General features: G+C 36.3%; 20 protein-coding genes and 2 tRNA genes. 10 read left to right on the top strand and 12 right to left on the bottom strand.

Annotated features, from left to right (window positions below; translation table 11 throughout):
• Positions 1 to 21: 21 nt before the first annotated feature.
• The 7 genes from G9C87_RS12990 to G9C87_RS13020 all read right to left on the bottom strand — a co-directional run bounded on the left by G9C87_RS12990 (position 22) and on the right by G9C87_RS13020 (position 6,833).
• The gene (locus G9C87_RS12990; RefSeq protein ID WP_172281782.1) at positions 22 to 924 is read right to left on the bottom strand and encodes a hypothetical protein; all 903 of its coding nucleotides are present in this window, start codon (positions 922 to 924) and stop codon (positions 22 to 24) included.
• Positions 925 to 928: 4 nt separating this feature from the next.
• Positions 929 to 3,715 (bottom strand): hypothetical protein, encoded by a 2,787-nt coding sequence (locus G9C87_RS12995; RefSeq protein WP_172281784.1) that lies wholly within the window; start codon positions 3,713 to 3,715, stop codon positions 929 to 931.
• A gap of 2 nt (positions 3,716 to 3,717) precedes the next feature.
• Positions 3,718 to 4,188 carry a DUF4280 domain-containing protein gene (locus G9C87_RS13000; RefSeq protein ID WP_172281786.1) on the bottom strand — a complete coding sequence of 157 codons (471 nt, stop codon included), beginning with the start codon at positions 4,186 to 4,188 and terminating at the stop codon, positions 3,718 to 3,720.
• 54 nt (positions 4,189 to 4,242) lie between these two features.
• Entirely contained in the window at positions 4,243 to 5,226 is a 984-nt protein-coding gene (locus tag G9C87_RS13005; RefSeq protein ID WP_172281788.1) for a hypothetical protein, read from the bottom strand.
• Between the two features lie 137 nt (positions 5,227 to 5,363).
• Positions 5,364 to 5,438: transfer RNA gene (locus tag G9C87_RS13010), tRNA-Val, on the bottom strand.
• A 33-nt stretch (positions 5,439 to 5,471) separates the two neighbouring features.
• A tRNA-Val gene (locus G9C87_RS13015) sits at positions 5,472 to 5,546 on the bottom strand.
• Positions 5,547 to 5,588: 42 nt separating this feature from the next.
• Positions 5,589 to 6,833 carry a bifunctional folylpolyglutamate synthase/dihydrofolate synthase gene (locus tag G9C87_RS13020; protein WP_172281790.1) on the bottom strand — a complete coding sequence of 415 codons (1,245 nt, stop codon included), beginning with the start codon at positions 6,831 to 6,833 and terminating at the stop codon, positions 5,589 to 5,591.
• 97 nt (positions 6,834 to 6,930) lie between these two features.
• Here G9C87_RS13020 and G9C87_RS13025 point away from each other — a divergent pair, with 97 nt between their 5' ends.
• From G9C87_RS13025 to G9C87_RS13045, 5 genes are read left to right on the top strand one after another with little or no spacing between them, the layout of a single operon-like run.
• Positions 6,931 to 8,271, top strand: a complete 1,341-nt coding sequence (locus G9C87_RS13025; protein WP_172281792.1) for a TolC family protein — start codon at positions 6,931 to 6,933, stop codon at positions 8,269 to 8,271.
• Position 8,272: 1 nt separating this feature from the next.
• Positions 8,273 to 8,863 carry a SprT-like domain-containing protein gene (locus G9C87_RS13030; RefSeq protein ID WP_172281794.1) on the top strand — a complete coding sequence of 197 codons (591 nt, stop codon included), beginning with the start codon at positions 8,273 to 8,275 and terminating at the stop codon, positions 8,861 to 8,863.
• Positions 8,864 to 8,865: 2 nt separating this feature from the next.
• Positions 8,866 to 9,948 (top strand): mannose-1-phosphate guanylyltransferase, encoded by a 1,083-nt coding sequence (locus tag G9C87_RS13035; protein WP_228457009.1) that lies wholly within the window; start codon positions 8,866 to 8,868, stop codon positions 9,946 to 9,948.
• 27 nt (positions 9,949 to 9,975) lie between these two features.
• Positions 9,976 to 10,638, top strand: coding sequence for a hypothetical protein (locus G9C87_RS13040; RefSeq protein ID WP_172281795.1), 663 nt, complete (start codon positions 9,976 to 9,978; stop codon positions 10,636 to 10,638).
• Positions 10,607 to 11,140, top strand: coding sequence for a GNAT family N-acetyltransferase (locus G9C87_RS13045; protein ID WP_172281797.1), 534 nt, complete (start codon positions 10,607 to 10,609; stop codon positions 11,138 to 11,140). The genes G9C87_RS13040 and G9C87_RS13045 overlap by 32 nt, the downstream gene beginning before the upstream one ends.
• Before the next feature lie 84 nt (positions 11,141 to 11,224).
• On the opposite strand, the gene bcp is transcribed toward G9C87_RS13045, so the two are convergent.
• The gene (gene bcp, locus G9C87_RS13050) at positions 11,225 to 11,674 is read right to left on the bottom strand and encodes a thioredoxin-dependent thiol peroxidase (RefSeq protein WP_172281799.1); all 450 of its coding nucleotides are present in this window, start codon (positions 11,672 to 11,674) and stop codon (positions 11,225 to 11,227) included.
• Between the two features lie 32 nt (positions 11,675 to 11,706).
• Between bcp and G9C87_RS13055 the strand changes: the two genes are divergently transcribed.
• A complete protein-coding gene (locus tag G9C87_RS13055) occupies positions 11,707 to 12,327 on the top strand; it encodes an endonuclease III domain-containing protein (RefSeq protein ID WP_172281801.1) in 621 nt (206 codons plus the stop codon).
• On the opposite strand, the gene G9C87_RS13060 is transcribed toward G9C87_RS13055, so the two are convergent.
• Both G9C87_RS13060 and G9C87_RS13065 read right to left on the bottom strand, forming a co-directional pair.
• Complete coding sequence (locus G9C87_RS13060; protein ID WP_172281802.1) at positions 12,328 to 12,774, bottom strand: DinB family protein; 447 nt, start codon at positions 12,772 to 12,774, stop codon at positions 12,328 to 12,330. It abuts the gene before it with no gap.
• Positions 12,775 to 12,927: 153 nt separating this feature from the next.
• On the bottom strand, positions 12,928 to 14,724 hold the full coding sequence (locus tag G9C87_RS13065; protein ID WP_172281804.1) for a DUF885 domain-containing protein: 1,797 nt from the start codon (positions 14,722 to 14,724) through the stop codon (positions 12,928 to 12,930).
• Positions 14,725 to 14,893: 169 nt separating this feature from the next.
• Between G9C87_RS13065 and G9C87_RS13070 the strand changes: the two genes are divergently transcribed.
• From G9C87_RS13070 to G9C87_RS13085, 4 genes are all read left to right on the top strand, one after another.
• Entirely contained in the window at positions 14,894 to 15,355 is a 462-nt protein-coding gene (locus G9C87_RS13070; protein WP_172281806.1) for a hypothetical protein, read from the top strand.
• Between the two features lie 179 nt (positions 15,356 to 15,534).
• Positions 15,535 to 16,239 (top strand): MotA/TolQ/ExbB proton channel family protein, encoded by a 705-nt coding sequence (locus G9C87_RS13075; protein ID WP_172281808.1) that lies wholly within the window; start codon positions 15,535 to 15,537, stop codon positions 16,237 to 16,239.
• 91 nt (positions 16,240 to 16,330) lie between these two features.
• Entirely contained in the window at positions 16,331 to 16,729 is a 399-nt protein-coding gene (locus G9C87_RS13080; protein ID WP_172281810.1) for an ExbD/TolR family protein, read from the top strand.
• Positions 16,730 to 16,761: 32 nt separating this feature from the next.
• Positions 16,762 to 17,643 carry a ferric siderophore ABC transporter substrate-binding protein gene (locus G9C87_RS13085; protein ID WP_172281812.1) on the top strand — a complete coding sequence of 294 codons (882 nt, stop codon included), beginning with the start codon at positions 16,762 to 16,764 and terminating at the stop codon, positions 17,641 to 17,643.
• 15 nt (positions 17,644 to 17,658) lie between these two features.
• On the opposite strand, the gene G9C87_RS13090 is transcribed toward G9C87_RS13085, so the two are convergent.
• A complete protein-coding gene (locus tag G9C87_RS13090) occupies positions 17,659 to 18,051 on the bottom strand; it encodes a hypothetical protein (RefSeq protein WP_172281814.1) in 393 nt (130 codons plus the stop codon).
• Positions 18,052 to 18,102: 51 nt separating this feature from the next.
• Positions 18,103 to 19,506: a nucleoside recognition domain-containing protein gene (locus tag G9C87_RS13095; protein ID WP_172281816.1), complete on the bottom strand. Its 1,404-nt coding sequence runs from the start codon at positions 19,504 to 19,506 to the stop codon at positions 18,103 to 18,105.
• Between the last annotated feature and the right edge of the window lie 41 nt (positions 19,507 to 19,547).

The raw sequence follows: 19,547 nt of genomic DNA on the forward strand, positions 1-19,547 counted from the left end.
AATGCTACGATTAAAAATTAATTATCTTATTACTTCGAGAGGCGCGCCTTTTTTTGGACGATGAAGTACCAATTCATAGATTTCTGTACTTTTGTCTTTAAGTTTTGCCTGCAAAGCTGATTCATCTTTATTTTTTTCATCAGTCCTGATTAAAGCAACCATTCTTCCATTGCCATAAAAAACCATTTTATAATTGTCTATCGGTAAAACTTCAACGATATTCTGAATCGTTTCCGATGTTTCTGCCTGGTCCTTTTTGCTCTCAGCAGAAGAAAGATATAAGGCCTTGTCAATTTCGGCATCTCGGACTTTTGTTTTTGTGAGAAAACTACCAATATCTTTTTTCTGCAGAATTTCCCTGAAATGATTATAAGTCTCTAAGACCTCTTTCAGAAGAGCATCTTTATCTTCATTCAACAGAACAGCGGAGTGGGACCATCCTGATACCTGATAGGGAACATCAGAAGTAAAATCCCAGGATTGAGTAATCTCTTTTGAGGGCTTACTGGTTTCTGCATTAAACTTACAATCTACTATTACCTCATAGTCAGGGGAATCAAATGAAGCATACTTTAAAATTCTGAATTTATAATATTTAAGCTCGTTTTCATCCAGTTCTTTATCCGACTTCAAAATAACTTTAACGGTTTGTTTTCCCGGGCCTAAAATTTCACGATTAATAGGCAAGGTCAACGATGTTCCGCCGCTTTTGTAATAATAGGCAACCAGGATATCATTAATGTAAACCTGAAAATCGCCAGCTGCATCAAGGCTTAATGCATATAAAGGTTGAGAAGCCATATTTTGTGTTGTTTTTTTTTCGTAATTACTTTTGTTTGATGGAGATGTATGAGACGCTGTATCTTTTTTTTGACAGCTTATCATGTTGAATAGCAATAAGCCAAATAATATCTTTTTGTTCATTGTATTAATATTTATGTTCTTCTCCGGCTCCAAATGTCATGCTGACTGGATTTCCGGAGTAGCTTGGGATCAGTTTAAAAGGATCAAGTGTTTCCGGAGCTTTATTTTTGGAGTTCCTCTTCATGGAAAATTTGTAATAAACAGTAACCATAAGTCCTGAGAACTTGGTTGTAAAGTCAAATTTATTATCCCAATCGAAATTAGGGCTTGCTGTAATTTTGAATGAACAGTCTGCTCTTACCCCGGCCTGAAGCTCTACCTCAGGAAACTTATTGATCTGCTTAGCGCTCATGGTAAGGCCCAGTTCAAGTTCAAGTTTCCCTCCCAGTGTTCCGGAAAGGGTTAAATCGGTATCGAATTTATTGCCTTCTTTTGCATCATTCCATTTTACATAGGCTTCCTCGATTGCCAGATTTGCATAAAATATCAAATCAATACGATAGGTAATGCTTAAGGCATTCATGGATATTTTTTCAATGAGCCAGGTCGTTAGGTCCAGGAAAGTAATAAACTTTCCATAAACAGGAATTTTATCAGCTAAGGCCAATAAATCAATTTTAAGCTCACCCCCAATGAGGGGAGAACATTTTACCTTTCCGGCAAGTTCAAGGCCAACGAAGTCTCCTGTTTTTGCAAATTTCCAGCTTATTCCTGCTGATGGAGCAGGAGGGAGGAGCGAAAGGCTCATCATGCTCCTTCTTCCTGCCAGTGAAGGGGGAAGGGATTCTGCTCCCTTTCTGGCCTCTTTTGCTCCTGCAATATCATCTACCGTATCATAAACCGATTTTAAAATGCCCAGCATTTTACGATACTTTTCGGCAAATTTCCAACTGAGTTCATGGGAGACACCTCCATTATATGAGACCTTGGCGGAAAGTCCAAAGTTCCCTTTCATATCTCCCATGTAACGGTTAGCAGAAGTGGCAATTTTTTTTTGTCCGTCTTTGATATTTTTGTTTTCGTTTCTCTCTTCTCTTCTTAAGTCGGCCAGGGCAACAACATCCCCTTTTGTTTTAAGGTCTCCTACTGAGATGGTGTCTCTTGTTGCTTTACTTTCCGTACCATAGATATTATAGGTTGGCTCAGAATTTCCGTACCAAACAGGGTCGGAGGTATTGTAAAGGAAGTTTAGTGACCATTCTACATCCGGGAATATCCTGATTTTAACAAGTTGATTAGGATACCGACAAGTAGAAACAGGAACAAAATACGTTTGTATTTTTTCTTTTGATAGCCAGAAGTAATTGACCAGCCAGGATTCTGCCACAGGAATATCATTGAATTCTTTATCTCCGATAGCTGTAGTTTTGTTGTAAATGTAGGAAAGGTTCAGTTGGAGTTTATTTTCTCCAATAAAGCTGTAATCCTCATTCTCTTTCCATCCCTGTACATCTGCTACATTTCCTGACGGGGCTTTCGTTTCATCAGCGTAAGCATCAGTATCATTTGCTTGTGTGGGATCATTTTTTACGGATAGTGCTTTATTTGCGTAATGAGGAACCAGAACAGTATCTAACAAAAAAACATGTTGCGGGATATTATGTTTTTGGTCTTTAGGAAGTAAAACTCCTGTACATAAAACATTTTTATTCTGAAGATTATCCAGGGTTATGCTTATTTTTTTCTTTGTTTTATCTCCTGTTACAAGGTCAAAAGTATTTCGTGTATTGTCTATCCTGTCTTTAGCATCTTCATCAAATATAACATAGGGAGATCGTTTTTTATCATCCTCATCGGCTATCGTTATTTTGCTGTATCCGCAGGGATCATATTCTTTTTTAAGATATTCAATGTCTCCTATATATTGAATCTGATTATTTTTTTGTTTTTCAAATTCACCGAAAAGGGCACTCATATCATTATAAGGAACCAGTAAGTCGGGAGAAGTGTTAAAGATCCATTTTCCTTTTTCCATTCTTCCCCAGTTTGAAGTGTCTTTTTCAGAATCATATTCACCTTCCTGGGTAAGAAAACCTTTCGGTAGAAGAACAGGTCCTGTGAATCCTACATAACCTTTTAACCTTAGAAAGAACTTTTCATCCTTCTTTTCTTTATTGTGATTTTTTTGCCATTCGGTATTCAACTGAAACTTTAAAGATTTTACCGTGTTGTAAACGAATGGTCCCGGATTGGTAATTTCAATTCTTTGCTGTTTGGAAACGACCTTACCTTTGTTAATAAGCTCAACATCAAAAATGAACTTTGAAAGGCTGTTGTTCCAGTCGGGAAGCATATGCGTATAAACTTCTACATCTACTGTTTGCCCATACAACGCTTTTTTTTCGTTATTTGTCAAAGGAATATACCCTCCTTTAGGAAATTTAAAATGACAGTATAAGACCTGTGGTTTATCAATAACAACCACTCTCATGGCTTCTGTACCATCTGTTTCAGGGAAATTACTATAAGGGATTAACAGATAGATGACTCCAATACTTTTAGCACTTGTTTGAATGTCACCGGCAGTGAATACTTTGTTGTTTCCTTCAAATATTTTGTAATCCTTGTTTTCTTCGTTTTGGGCTTTTATTGTTGTAAAAAAGTCATTCGGCCCAAGGTTTGGGTAAAGTTGTTTAAATGATGTCCAGATATGCTCTCTTATAAGGAACCACTTCACTTCCTTCATTGTAGATTCCGGATTTCGGGTTCCTTTTCCCAGACAGGTTTTATCCAGGTAAGCGGTAAACGAGTTTCTGGCAGGGCTTAGTTCCACAATGGATCCGGAACCATACTTCCTGACGTTTTCTTTGGGCTCCTTGATCAGAGCTTTTTTAATCCCAGCTGTACCCATACTTAAAATCCAAATTTATAAAACTCCTGCGTATCATGCTGTGACATATTGATAACAGGATTTACATGTGACTGAAGCTCTTCATCTGCCTTTTTTATATTGCTTTTGGAAGGTTCTCCAATTTGTCCGGTTTTAATAATGCTGATGCAGTCTTTACCACCGATAGGGCATGTTGCTTTGCTGTCTTCCAGTAAAACATAGCCATCAGGTGGAGAGTATTTTTCTTTTTCATAATAACCACTCCATTCAGTAACAACAGCTACACAAGGTGTATTGAGTTTTTTTTTGCATGAACCAAAGCTGTTTTTTTCAAAAGTAGATCCTATATCTTTATGTGTTGCAGCCAGTTTAGAGCTGCCATTAAGGTCATTGATGAAGAATTTTTGCTGCGTAAGTACCTTTAATGTATCGGGAGTAGTACCAAACTGACATTGGCACAAGGCTCCCTGTACTACTTTCTCTTTTAAAGACATATTAATGTAATTTGTGTGGTTTGTAAAATTAGTGTTTTTTATACAAATGGATTTTTACCAGTCATTTTCATATATGTTTTTATAAAATCCCCATTTGTTAGGCTCTGAAACCACAAGTCCGCCGGTAATAAAAGGGCTATCCTTACTTAGTTTCTTGTCAGAATACTCTCCGTTATGGAGCTGAAACTGATTGTAGCTGATTCTTTTAATTAATTTTTTTTCCCCTGAATAATCCCTGGTGAAAACTTCAAAGTACGCCCTGGTATGCATTGGAAAATGATGGTATACATCCAAATCAAAGGTGACCTTAAGAGACATCCAATATGCATCTTGATTAAAAGCATTTGCAGGAATAAAATATAAGTCCGCAGGTATTTCTTCACTTTTGAATTCAATAATAAAAGAATGATAATCTGTCGGGATCTTTTGAATGGTCTGAATTCCGGGGAATCTTAGAGGATTCTGATAAGGAATTACAGCCAGAAATAATGCTGTTGATGTTTTTCTGGTGTCTCCATAATCAATGAATTTAGGATGAAAAAAGAGATTCCAGAACCAGTCATAATGCAGGCCGTTCTCAATTTCTTTCTTATTTTCCATTTTATGGTCAACAGCGGATAAGAATTTCTCCAATGGCTGTCCCGAATACTTTTCAGATAATTTTAACTTCTCGCGGGACCATCGGGTTTTAATTTCATCAAAATTTGTAATTTCATTAGTGCCCGTTCCTTTTTCATTGATTTGGGTCTGGACAGGATATAGGGATTTCGAAATGGATTCGGCTAATAGCTCGCTAATGTTATCGGCTTGATGCTGATTAAAGTAGATGTTTTTTTTATCAATTGTTAGAAAACCTTTCCCGTATTCGAGGTTTAATTCAGTAGTAATTTCATAATCAACCCTTTTATCCGGCGTTTCTTCATCATTTGAAAAATACTTTATTGAAACTCCATACTTTCTTGAGGGGAGCCCTAAAGGGTTTATTCTCAAAGTATTTAATCGTCTTAATATTTCTTTTTTTGATAATATAACATCCATAGCAAAAACATTTTAACCTATCAGACATGTGTTGTGTTGATCAAATTTAATGAATTGAATTGAAAAGACTTGAAAATTTAAGGAATTAAGGTAAGATCAAAAAAGAAAGATCTCCCAATTTCTTGAGAGATCTTCTGTGGGTCCTGAGGGATTCGAACCCCCGACCCTCTGGGTGTAAACCAGATGCTCTGAACCAACTGAGCTAAGAACCCGAATTTTTTTGAAAGGTTTCGTTTCCTTTTCTGTGGGTCCTGAGGGATTCGAACCCCCGACCCTCTGGGTGTAAACCAGATGCTCTGAACCAACTGAGCTAAGAACCCTCTATACTTGTTTTCTCGTTTAGAGTGGTGCAAATATACGACTTATCTGGAAATCTCCAAATTTTTTTCTAAAAATTCTCCTACTACAAAGTTGCTTCCGCCAATAAAAATCATTTCGCCATTTGTACATTCTTGTTTTGCAGATAAATACGCTTCCTGTACAGAATCAAAAATTTTATAAATTATTTTTGCATTGATAAGCAAATCTTCATAATCTTTCGGATGACGTCCTCTGTGAATCGATGGTTTTGCAAAATAGAATGTAGAATTTTCAGGTAATAAACTCATCACTTCATCTATTTTTTTATCATTGACAAAACCTAAAATGACATGTTTTTTACAGTCAATGGAATTAAGCTGCGAGAAGACCTGTTCCAGACCAGCTTGGTTGTGCGCTGTATCACAAATAGTAAGCGGGGTTTTTGAAAATTCAAACCACCTGCCGATAAATCCGGTATTCTCATGAACATGCAATAATCCGTCTGTAATGTTTTTCTCAGAAATTTCAACATTCAGTTTTAACAACTCATCAGTTAACGCTAAAACCACCCTGATGTTTTTCTGTTGATAGTTTCCCTTCAGATCCGAAGGGAGACCCGATGAGAATGTGGTTGCATCGATAAATGTTGCATTATTTTGATCCGCTTTAGTACGGATGATATTTTTTACAACTTCATTTTCATCCCCGGATATAATAGGGATTCCGTTTTTGATAATACCTGCTTTTTCCCGGGCTATTTCTTCTATAGTATTTCCCAGGATATTCTGATGATCCAGCTGTACATTAGTAATAGCAGATACCAAAGGCCTTATAATATTGGTTGAGTCCAGTCTTCCTCCCAAACCTACCTCGATAATTGCAAAATCTACCTGCTGTTGATAAAAATATTCGAAAGCCATTATAGTGGTAAATTCAAAAAACGAAGGCAAAATATCGTTGGGTAATGTTTTTAATTTTGTGATGAAATCAAAAACGAATTCTTTGTTACAGTTTTTCCCGTTTACTTTGATACGCTCTGTGAAATCAATAAGGTGTGGAGAATTGTATATTCCAACTTTGTAGCCGGCTTCCTGAAGAATAGAAGCAAGCATATTGCTGGTTGAACCTTTACCATTGGTGCCTCCGATGTGAATACATTTTATTTTTTCCTGTGGATTGTCAAAAAATGCACATAGCTTGGTTATATTGTCAAGTCCAGGCTTATAAGCCTTCTCTCCGTCAATCTGATAGTTGGGTGCCTGCACGAAAAGCCAATCAACGGCTTCCTGATATTCTTTGGTTGTCATGATGCAAAATTCTCAAAAGTTTTATTAAAATGAAACAATAATTTTTAAATGTGTAACTTTTTTATATTTGGTACGTCTAATATGGTAAAATCTTAATATGAAAAAAGTTTGGACTATCGTTTTCGGATTAACTTTCCTGGGTATGAATGCTCAGAAAAAATGGTCCTTAAGAGAATGTGTGGATTATGCTGTGAAGCATAACCTTCAGGTTATCCAAAATGAATACTCTAAACAAGTCCAGGATTCTAATCTTAAAATTGCTAAAAAAGGATATTTACCTTCTTTATCAGCAAGTATAGGAAATACAGTCAGTTTTGGACAGACGTCATTCGGAACAGGAAGTCTTAGAAATGACAGATTCAGTAATAATGCCAGTCTGGGAGCTGATATCCTGGTTTATAATAATGGAAGACTGGAAAAAACTGTCAGAAAAACACAGTTTGATGTAGAAGCAAGTCAATATGATATCGAAACCATAAAGAATGATATTTCATTGCAGATCGCACAGCAATATTTAACAACATTACTTAAAAAAGAAATTATTAAAATTTCACAAAGTGCTGTTGACAATGCTCAAAAACAATATGACAGGGCAAAAATCACTACCCAGGTAGGAACCACTGCTGAAACAGTGCTTGCAGAAGCTCAATCTGCATTGGCAAGAGAAAAACAAAACCTCAAAACAGCTGAAATTGACACCGGAAGAAGTCTATTTGCACTTGCTCAACTTTTACAATTGCAGGATTACAAAGATTTTGATGTTGAAGATGTAGTTGTCTCAGATGATCTGGCCCCACAATTAAAATCTGTGGATGAGGTTTTGAACACAGCATACGAAAATCAACCGCAAATAAAAGCAGCGGAAAGCAGAATAAGATCTGCGGAAGCTCAAACTGAAGTATCTAAAACAGCATACTGGCCTACGGTAACAGCAAGTGCAGGGATCGGAAGTTTTTACAATAACCTGCTTAATACCAATAATACAGGAAATGAATTGATTTATATCGCGGAACGAAACTTATTTCAGCAATATAAAGATAATTTCGGGCAACAGGCAGGCTTATCTATCAGCGTTCCTATTTTCAACAAGGGAATTACAAAACTTCAGGTAGAGCAGTCAAGAATTAATGAAAGTGCGGCAAAGAATACGTTAGAACAACAAAAACAGACGGTAAGACAAAATGTACAGAAAGCCCAGTTCGACGTAGAAGCTAATTATGAAGCTTATATTGCTGCTGTGGAAGCTGCAAAAAGCACAAAATTGTCATTGGATTTTGCAGATAAAAGTTATGCTGCAGGGCGGACTACCATTTTTGACCTAAACGTGGCAAGAAATAATTACGCTAATGCAGCGGGTTCGGTGGCGCAGGCTAAGTATAATTATCTTTTTAGTCTTAAATTGTTGAATTTCTATGCAGGAATTCCACTAAGTTTGTAAAATGTCTATCCAGTCACTAGAAAAATATTTACCACAGAACACGCTTCAGTATTTAAAAATCTGGTTCTCAGATTACTATATCCATATAAAGATTACAAGAAACAGGAATTCAAAACTGGGAGATTACAGAAAGTTCCCGGATAATTCCCATGAAATTACAATCAATTCTACATTAGCGCCTCAACTGTTTTTCTTTGTTCTGACTCATGAGCTGGCCCATCTCATTGCTTTTGAAAAATATGGCAGAAGAATTTCTCCACATGGTAATGAGTGGAAAGATACTTTCAGACGAATGCTTCTTGAAAGTGTTGAGGTATATGAAGATGCTCTTCAGCCAATTATTGTAAAATTTTCAAGATCTCCAAAGGCTAACTTTATGGCCAGTCCGGATCTGGTCAAATATTTCCATATTGAAAAACAAGATGATAAGCTTCAGTTTATAGAAGAGTTGCAGAAAGGAGATTATTTCATCTATAGAAACGAAAAGTATTTTTTAGAAGGTCTGATTAAAAAAAACTATCTTTGTAAGAACCTGGCTACTGGAAGGAAGTATTCTTTCAAACCTCTGGCAAGGGTAGAAAAATGTAGTTAAGCATGTCAAAATCAGATAAATACTGTGTTATCATGGCAGGTGGAATTGGTAGTAGATTCTGGCCTATGAGTACGCAGAAGTTTCCAAAACAATTTCAGGATATTTTAGGTGTTGGACGTACCATGATTCAACAGACGTATGACAGGATCAGTAAGGTTATTCCTGATGAGAATATATTTGTTATTACCAATAAGGAATATGTGAATCTTTCCCATCAGCAGCTCCCTGAAATTCCGGAAAAAAATATTGTTGGAGAACCTCTGATGAAGAATACCGCTGCCTGTAATTTGTATATGGCCAATAAAATAGCTGAAATTGCCCCTGATGCTACAATAATAGTTTTACCTGCAGATCACCTGATATTGAAGGAAAATATTTTCCTTGAGAAAGTTGAGTTGGCCTTTGATCTGGCTTCTAAAAATGATTATCTTGTTACATTGGGAATTACACCAACCAGACCGGATACCGGATATGGTTACATTCAGTTTGTAGACAAAAAGGGCGCAGATTATTTTAAGGTTAAAACATTTACTGAAAAGCCAATACTTGAAATAGCACAGAGTTTCTTAGAGAGTGGTGATTTCCTTTGGAATGCCGGAATTTTCATCTGGAATGTGAAAAGTATTCATCGTGCCTTTGAAACTTACCTTCCTGAAATGACTCAGCATTTTATGGCATGTGAATATAATGGAGAGGCAGAGGATAATTGTATAGAACTTATTTACCCTAAGGTACAGAAAATATCCATTGATAATGGAATTCTTGAAAAGGCAAAAAATGTTTATGTAATACCTTCCGATCTGGGTTGGAGTGATTTAGGAACATGGACCTCGGTTTATGAAAATGCTGAAAAAGATGAGAACGAAAATACAGTAAAACTAAAATATCTTTTGGCATACAATTCCAAAGGAAATATCGTTCGTGTAAAAAGCAACAATAAGGCGGTAGTTATAGATGGATTAGAAAACTACATCATTGTAGATACGGATAAGGCTTTGCTTATTTGTCCCAGAGATAACGATCAGCTTATAAAAGATTATGTTCTGGATCTGAAAAACTTTAAAAAAGGGGAAAAATTTATGTAGTAATTCTCCATTATTAATCTCGGAACTATGAGAAAATTAATTTCAAGATGTATGGTAATTGCTTTTATTCTTTTAGGAATATCAGCTTATTCTCAGGCAAAAATAAAATTTTCGAGCATTCCTAATGTTTTGCAGGGAATAGAGCCTAACGACAAAATTGACTTTTGGGTGTTGAATTACAATACCTATGGAAAAGATCAGGAATTAAAAGTTTCAGGAGCTAAAAAAGACTTTATTCCGCAGACATCAGGATTTGATTTATTTCCGGATGAAGATAGCTTTTATTACATCGTTTATTCCTCCGGTGGAAAAATTAATTACGTTACGGATCTTGATGCCTTAAAAAAGTTTGTCGGAAAGATAGATAATGTTCAGGAAGCAGCCATTTTAGCTACTGTGGATGGTTATATGATCGATGAAGAATTTAAGGATGTAGCAGGAAATTATTATGTAGATCAATCTAACTATTATCTGGATTTAGGGAAATTAACATCAAAGGAATGTCCTTATCAGAAAACCCATTTTACATTAACTGTAAATAAAGCTTCAGGAGCAGTTACTCAGGTAAAAGATAATGGGACTTATATAGAGCTTTATAATAAGAAATGTGCTAATAATCCAAGGCTTTTAAAAATCGAAAAAAAAGAAGAATCTAAAGATGAGTCTAAAAAATCACCCAAAAGAAGGTAATTTCTACGAAACAGAAAGACTTATCCTTCGTCCGATAACAGTGGATGACCGTGAGTTTATATTTGATCTTTACAACAGACCAAAGTTTATAAAGTTTATTGGTGACCGTCATCTTAAGAATGACTCCGATGCCGAAGCCTATATCAAAAACAGGTTTCTCCCTCAATTGGAACGGTTAGGATTTGGAAACTATCTTGTTATAACTAAAGAAGGAAATAATAAGGTGGGTGCAGTAGGAATTTTCGAACGGGAAGGACTGGAAATATTAGATATAGGATTTTCTTTGTTGGATGAATTCGAAGGCAAAGGATATGCTTATGAAGCTGCCTTAAAAGTTAAATCTATCGGTATGGATGACTTCGGGTTAAAGAAAATATCTGCCATTACTTCTAAAGATAATTTTTCTTCTCAAAAGCTAATTGAAAAACTGGGATTGAAATTTCAAAAATACGTAAGTCTTCCAGGGGATAATGAAGAATTGAGATACTACGAAACCGAATAAAATTTCTTTAAAATAAATAGTACAAACCTTTAAACAGCCTTCCTAGTATGGACTTTGTTTAAAGGTTTGTTTTACTATATAATTTTATCCTTCTAAAATTTGTTCTGCTGCAGTCTTCGAGGTTACTTTTTCAATAACTCTTGTGCAGATCCCTTTTTCATCAAAGATAAAAGTAGTTCTCACGATTCCCATATACGTTTTGCCAAAAGTCTTTTTCTCCTGCCAAACACCAAATTTTTCGATAACATCACGATTTTCATCTGCAATCAGATCATAAGGAAAAGCAAATTTACTATGAAAATTTTTCTGTTTTTTTACAGAATCTCCACTGATACCTAAAAGTTGAAATCCTGCTTTTTTTAGCTGCGAATAATTATCACTCAGATTACATGCTTCCACAGTACAAGTTGGAGTGTTGGCTTGCGGATAAAAGAAGATAATTAGTTTTTTTCCAATGAGTTTAGATGAATTTATTGTTTCTCCATCTTGATTGGTCCCTTCAAATTCGGGTAATTTGTCGCCTACTTTCAACATATTGTTTATTTTTGTTCAAATTTAGTGGTTACATGACAAAAAAGCAAAGAGCTGAGCTTGTTCAGCTTGAATTAGAAAAATTATACCCTGAAGTTCCTGTTCCGCTTGCGCACACCGATGCTTATACATTGATGGTCGCCGTCGCACTCTCAGCACAAACTACGGATAAAAAGGTGAATGAAGTAACACCACAACTTTTTAAAGTAGCAGGAACACCGGAAAAAATGGCGAAGCTTGAAGTTTCCGAGATCAAAGAGCTTATCAAAGAGATCGGGCTGTCAAATACTAAAGCCAAAAACCTGAAAAGGATGGCGGAATTATTACTTGAAAGGCATAATGGTATAGTGCCGCAAACTTATGAGGAACTTGAGGCTTTACCAGGCGTAGGACACAAAACAGCTTCAGTGGTCATGAGCCAGGGATTCGGATTTCCTGCATTTCCTGTTGACACGCATATCCACAGATTAATGACCCAATGGAAGCTTACTTCAGGGAAGAATGTTGTGGAAACAGAAAAGGATGCCAAAAATATCTGGAAGGAGGATGTTTGGAATAAACTTCATCTCCAGATCATTTTCTATGGAAGAGAATATTCTCCGGCACGGGGAAAAGGAGATAAAGATTTCATTACCAAGATGATGTTTGAAAAATAATCAGCTATCCAGTAATCTTCTGTGATAATTGATCTGTCCCAAATGATAGCTTAAATGTCCCATAAGATGAATCAGAAAATATCCGGTTGTCATTTTGTATCCCAATGGTTCAAAAGGATATTCGTTTTCTAGGTCAGCATCTGTAAGGTTATTTAAAGAGGAGTTTACAACTTCAAGAGTATTTTCAATTTGTCGAAGTAACTCTGCTCTTGGAATATCTTTTAAAGAAAATTCAAGTTCACGGTTTCTTATATATCCGGTATTTCCAAGGATAGCGCCTACGAAATGGCTCAGGTTTCCGACCAGATGAAGAGATAGGGTTCCTGCAGAATTAGCAATGTTTTTATCTGTTTTCCAAATAGATGCTTCATTATGGTAAGCTTCAATTTCTGCTTTTAGTTTATTTAAATCTCTGGCAAAGAGAGATTGTAAAGATTCAATTGTCATGTTTATAGTTTTGTATGTTATTGATTGTGTCTTTGAAAGAAGGAATCATAAAGCTTCTTTGCAAAAAATTAATTACCATTAAACTTAAAAAAAAAGGAGCAATTTTAATAAACTGCTCCATCAAAAATATTAATTTTTTATTTCTTTAAAAGATTACTTTTGCTTCTTCGCCCAAAGTTCCATTTTTCTGTTCAAAACATCGAGTGGAAGACAACCCTGGCTTAGAACTTCATCATGGAAATTGGCCAGATTAAATTTCTTTCCTAGCTGTTTCTGATACTGATCTCTCAACTCACGTATTCTTAAAGAACCGATTTTATATCCCAACGCTTGTCCTGGCATTGCCATATATCTTTCCACTTCTGCAGTTGCTCCTGCTTCATCATAAGAGATATTGCTTAGAAAGTATTTAATTGCTTCCTCTCTGGTCATTTTTCCTGTGTGAAGCCCTGTATCCACAACCAATCTTACAGCTCTCAGCATCTGGTCGCTTAAATATCCCATTTTCTGATAAGGATCTGTATACAATCCAAACTCAGGACCTAATGTTTCACAATAATGCGCCCAGCCTTCTCCATAAGCTCCGAACCACCCGAATCTCATAAACTTAGGAAGCTTTGTGTTTTCCTGCTGAAGAGAAACCTGATAATGATGTCCCGGTATCGCTTCATGCAAGAAAAGGGATTCCATTCCGGAAGTTACATTGAATTTTGCCGGATCCGGAAGGGGAACATAAAAGATACCCGGTCTCTTACCGTCAGGAGTTCCGGGAGTATACTCAGCGCTTGCGGTGGCCTCTCTAAACTTTTCCGTCTGTCTGATCTCAAATTTTGTTTTCGGAGTTACATTAAACATGGTTTTCAGTTTCGGAGTTATTTTGGCTAAGATTCCGTTAAAACCAGCCAGAACTTCTTTTGACGTTTTGTAAGGCATTGCCTTAGGGTCTGTCTTTACAAATGTTATAAACTCTTCCAGACTTCCTGTGAATCCGACCTGCTGTTTTACCTTCTCCATTTCTGAACGAAGCATGGCCACCTGCTGAATACCGATTTTATTAATTTCTTCAGGAGACTTGTTGGTTGTTGTCCAGCTTTTTACATAATACTGGTAAATTTCGTTTCCTTTTGGTAAGCTGTTGTAACCATCTGTATCTCTGCCTTTAGGCAAGTATTCCTTTTCTAAAAAGTTACCCATTTTTGTGTAGGCAGGAATGATTTTTTTGAGAATAGCATCCTTGTAAAGTGTGGTGAACTTTTCTTTTTGTGCCTGGGTAAAATTCTTCGGGAATTTTTTGATAGGACCGTAAAATATATTTTTTTCAAAGTCCGGAGTAATGATTTCTTCAGCTTTCATCTGGGGAATCATCTTTACAATGAGCTTTTTAGGCAAAACTATTTTATTGCTAATTCCTTCTTTAAAATTTTCTATTGCAGTGTCCATCCACACCGGAAATTTATTCATTCTCTGCAACCAGTCCGCATAGTCTTTTTCTGTTTTAAAAGGCTGGCTTCCTTCTCCACTGCCAAACAGGGGAAAGTTCAGAGGAAGTCCTGTAAACTGGCTGAATGGAATGTATTCCGGATGATACGCATAGGCTTCTATTTTGTCTTTTAAGGTATAATCCAGTACATCATAAACTACTTTATCATCATCAGAGAGATTTTTATAATCCACTTTATCTAATTGGTTCTGAATAGAATTATAAAAAGCAATTTCTCCTGAAATAAAATCTTTATCAATATTAATAGGTAATTGATCATTATACCTTGTGTCTCCTTGAGAAGTAGCATCAAGAGGATACAGCTTCAGATATTGTTCATAATAGTTAGAAGCAATGGAGTCTAAATTCGTTGGAGTTACTTTCGTTAAAGGGGAGTCAGACTTTTTACACGCTGTCAGGCTTATCACCAATCCTAGGCTTAAAATACTTTTTGATAAAAAATTTTTCATTTCAGAATCTTTATGTAACAAAAGTAAGTATTATTGGAGGATCAGAAAAAAGATAGGATCATGATTTTGGAAAAAATAATTTTCAAAATATTTTTCAAATTCAATCTATTTTTTATCTTTGCTTAAAACATTTAACAATCATATTATTACAGCTCTTTTTTAAGAAATAATGAAAGGGATTTTAAAAATTTACCATCCGGACGAAACGTTAAAATACAATATAAGAAGTACTTATTGCAAGGCTATTTATAGTAATCAACAACATTTCCTTGAAGTTGAAATCATAACGGATGATGGCTTGGATCATGTAGAAGATGATTCTTTACAATACAATTTTCCACAACTCTCACTAGAAGTTTTCGACTTTCCTATTGATTCTGCGGACCTTGAAGGAAAAACGATAAACATCAATGATTCTGAAGATGAAACCTTTACAGAGGTGGATTTGTTCGACGATGAAGATGCTTTTATCTACGATAATGAGTTGGTATTTGAAAAAAATGAAGAAGGCGAATTGGATCTGATCTGGAAGGGGACGATTGATGATTTTTACACAGGATCAGATACTCCGATTGCTTTTAGACTTAAATGTGAACTAAAACAGGATAATATTGAGGTAGACGAAGATTAAAAAATTTATCTTCCTCAATAATTTTATATTCAATTTCTTTTCAAAATTCTTTTTGGAAGGAAATTTGCTGTTTATGTGGCAATGGAAAATTTAAGTTGTTTTTAAGCATTTTTTAAGACATGAATTAATAATATTCCATTACTTTTGTCGTTTAAATTCATTATAAAATATTCACATTAATGCTGTTAACGGAACTTACTCAGATCTTATTTGCACAAATTGCAACACCCGCAGTTGCCACAGACAATTTAGAATTTTCATTTTGGAATATCATGTTCCATGGAGGAGCCTTCGCTAAAATAGTGATGGTGACCGTATTACTGCTTGGTGTGTTTTCAGTGTATCTGTTTTTTGAACGGTTTTTCTTTATTAAAAGATTGTCCTCAAAAACAGATTCCAATTTTATGAATAATATTGAAGATTTTATTAAAGAAGGTAAAATTGAATCAGCGGTAGATTACTGCAAAAGGCAAAACTCACCGGAAGGCAGAATATTGGAAAAGGGGATTTCCAGATTGGGAAGACCTGTTTCAGATATTGTAAGTGCTATGGAGTCCCAGGCTCAGGTTGAAGTAGCCAACATGGAAAAGAACCTTAATCTATTAGCAGTGGTACCAAGTATTGCTCCGATGCTGGGACTTTTGGGAACGGTTATCGGGATGATATTGGCATTCTTCCATTTGTCACATGCAACAGGGTCTTTCTCTCCAAAAACACTGTCAGAAGGTATTTATACTGCTTTGGGACAAACGGCTGTTGGTTTGGCGGTAGCGATTCCTGCTAACTTTTTTTACAATATCCTTTTAACAAGGATTGATAAATTTGTTTTGAGAGCTCAGAACATGTCTGGTGAATTTTTGGATCTTATCAACAAACCTTTATAAATCTTTCTTATGAAATCGCTGTGAAAAAAATTCATTGTATAGAGTTATTAAGAGCGATTCCATCTGACCCGTAAAAATTTAGAATAAACAGATGAAAATTCAAAGAAGAAATAAAGCAAATCCGGAGTTTAGTTTGGCGGCGATGACTGATGTCATCTTGCTCATGCTGATCTTCTTTATGATAACATCTTCAGCGGCTAATCAAAGCGCTATTGACGTAAACTTGCCAAAGACAAGCACTGCTGATGATAATATACCGAATCCCCTTACAGTAACCATTAAGCCTGACGGAACTTATTATATTGACGATAAGCCTGTATCAAGGGAACAGCTTGAACAAACGATTGTCAGTAATTTAACCAATCAAACGAATAAATCTTTTACGATTCGGGCAGACGAAAACACGTTGCATAAAGATGTTGTTTTTGCCATGGAAATTGCAGAGAAGCATAAATTCAATATTGCTCTTGCAACTGTTAAAGATAAATAACCGGAACTTAAGATCCTGGTAATTAGTAAAAAATGAAAAGTTATACTGTAAACAAAAATGAGGAAACCCGGGACCGGATAAAAAGTGGAATACTTTCTATCCTGGTATGGTCTGCAATCCTGCTTTTTGTTTTTCTATATAAATTAAAGCCGGAACAGAATAAGGAGCCTGAGGTTGTAACCACTATGTTGGTAAACTTTGGAGATAACCGGAATGGAAATGGTATCGAAGAACCGGCAGAACAGGAAGGAAGTTTAGCTGCAAAATCGGAAGAAGTTACTCCCGAACCTGTAGAAGCCGTTGTTCCTGAAACTAAAACCGTAGTAAAACCTGAACCCAAGACGGAAACTAAGAAATCTGAACCCAAAGATAAAGTAATCACCGGAAATAGTAAAAAAGCGAGCGTTCCGAAAAAAGAAGAATCAAAATCGAATAAAAAAGAAACGACAAGTTCATCCGCTTTGAAAAACACTAAAAAGACTTCCGGAGCCACAGCAAATTCTAAAACCGGAAATGGAGATGGAAAAGGGAATGCGGCAATCGGTAACCTGATAAAAGGAAGAGGAACAAAAGCGGGCAGTCAAGGAACGGGAACAGGTATAGGAAATGCAGGAGATCCTTTAGGCGGAGATGGAAATGGAGACAGTAAAGTAGGAATCGACAGAAAATTGATTGGCTACATCCCCGGAACAATGGGCAGAGGAGGAGCACAACCACAACACAACTGTACAGCCAGTGGATCCGTTACAGTTGCTTACACCGTTGATAAGGCCGGAAATGTAGTCTCTGCAAGAAGAGTAGGGGGAATATCGGATCCTTGTGTATCTTCAACCTCTGTAGCGTGGGTTAAAAAATATGTAAAAGCTGAAAAGGCCAGTACATCATCCACCGGGACCTATAAGATCACATTCTAAAAATACAAAAGCACTTTATTCAAGTGCTTTTTTTATTTCATTAATTCTGTTGATTATAGGAAGGGCAAAGATTCCACTTGTCTGAAGATACAGTTCATAAAAGGTTTTTGCTTTATCCTGAAAATCGCGGTTTTCTGTTTCCTTTCCTTTAAAATAAAAAAGGTTTCCAAGCATTTCATAATAGTCTTTATGATCCCTTTCCTGTCTTTCATTCACGATTTCTATGATTTCTTCTTTTGTCTTAGAAGAGATTGCCGTAAAATCTATTTTAAAAATATCCTTCATCAGAGAATCAAAATCCAATTCTTTTTGCATCAAACTTTCTTCAGGCTTGTCTAAAATAAGTTTTTCCAGGGCCTGTGTCAGTTGACGGATCAGGCGTAATGTAAATTCTTTATCTGTAATCATATTCTGGTTGCTTGTTTGTTTGGTTATTGAATGGTTATAAAATGATATATACTACGCAAAAAATAAATAAGCCAGCGCAATTGACGTGATAACACCTACTAAATCGGCCAGAAGCATTGCAATTACCGCATATCTTGTGTTTTTAACCGCTACGGCCCCGAAATAGACCGCAATTACATAAAACGTCGTATCTGAACTTCCTTGCAGAACTGCTGCTAATTTGCCCTGAAAACTATCTGCTCCGAATGTGGACATGGTGTCAACCATCATTCCGCGTGCTCCCGACCCTGAAAGAGGTTTTATTAAAGCTGTGGGTAATCCATCCACAAATCTTGCATCTAAACTGGCTGCATTGGCAACCCATTTCATTCCATCTATGATCACATCGAAAACCCCCGAGGTCCTGAGAAGAGAAATAGCGATCAACATTCCAACTAAATAGGGGATAATCTTAACACAAGTTGTAAATCCTTCTTTTGCGCCATCAATAAAGGCATCAAATACATTGATCTTTTTATAAACTGCTCCAAGCACGATCGCTAAGAAAATAAACAAAATAAGGCCGTTACTTAGAACCTTGCTGAATGTATCCAGCTCATCTTTACTCAACCGGACAAGGTATAAAACCAAAAAACCTATAATTGCTGAAATTCCACCGACATATGCAATTACGATTGGACGAAGCAGATTGATCTTCTGGTAAAGAGAAACGATGATCATTGCTGCCAGTGTTGCGGTAAAAGTAGCAATCATACATGGAAGAAAGATATCCGTTGGCGTCTTTGAGCCCATGGAGGCTCTTATAGCAATGATAGAAACCGGGATCAGCGTCATTCCACCAGCATGAAGACACAGAAACATGATCTGGGAATTACTGGCGGTGTCTTTATTGGGGTTTAAGGTCTGTAAGCTTTCCATGGCCTTAAGTCCGAAAGGAGTGGCTGCGTTGTCAAGTCCCAGCAGGTTCGCACTGAAATTCATTAGCATATGGCCGAAAGCAGGATGATTTTTAGGAATTTCCGGGAAAAGTTTTGAAAAGAAAGGCTGAATAAGCCGGCTGAGCAAATTGATTCCACCTGCTTTTTCCGCAATACTCATAAAACCCACAAAAAGAGTCATGATGCCTATTAGCCCGATGCATATTTTAACTGCAGTTTCTGCCGTCCCAATGACCCCGTCAGCTTCCTGAACACGATATACCTTTACGTTTTGTTGTAATGAGTCTGTTTTATAATGAATTCTGTCTTCTGCAAAATCAGGTTTCTTCATGAGACTGTCCCTGATAATGGGAGAAAGCGTATTCATTTTTTGCGATGCGATCTGTACTGTATCTCCTCCTTTTCCTACGACCATATCATTGAAAATGGTATTATAATGACTTGAAGAGATATATTTTATGCCTGCAATGGCGATAGCAACGATAATAAAAGCGGACCAAATTCTGCTTAAAACCATTTGATTGAATTAATTGTTTAAACTTATCAAAAATACTTTAA

It is taken from the genome of Chryseobacterium sp. LAM-KRS1, assembly GCF_013184525.1.
GTDB classification, from domain to species: domain Bacteria; phylum Bacteroidota; class Bacteroidia; order Flavobacteriales; family Weeksellaceae; genus Chryseobacterium; species Chryseobacterium proteolyticum.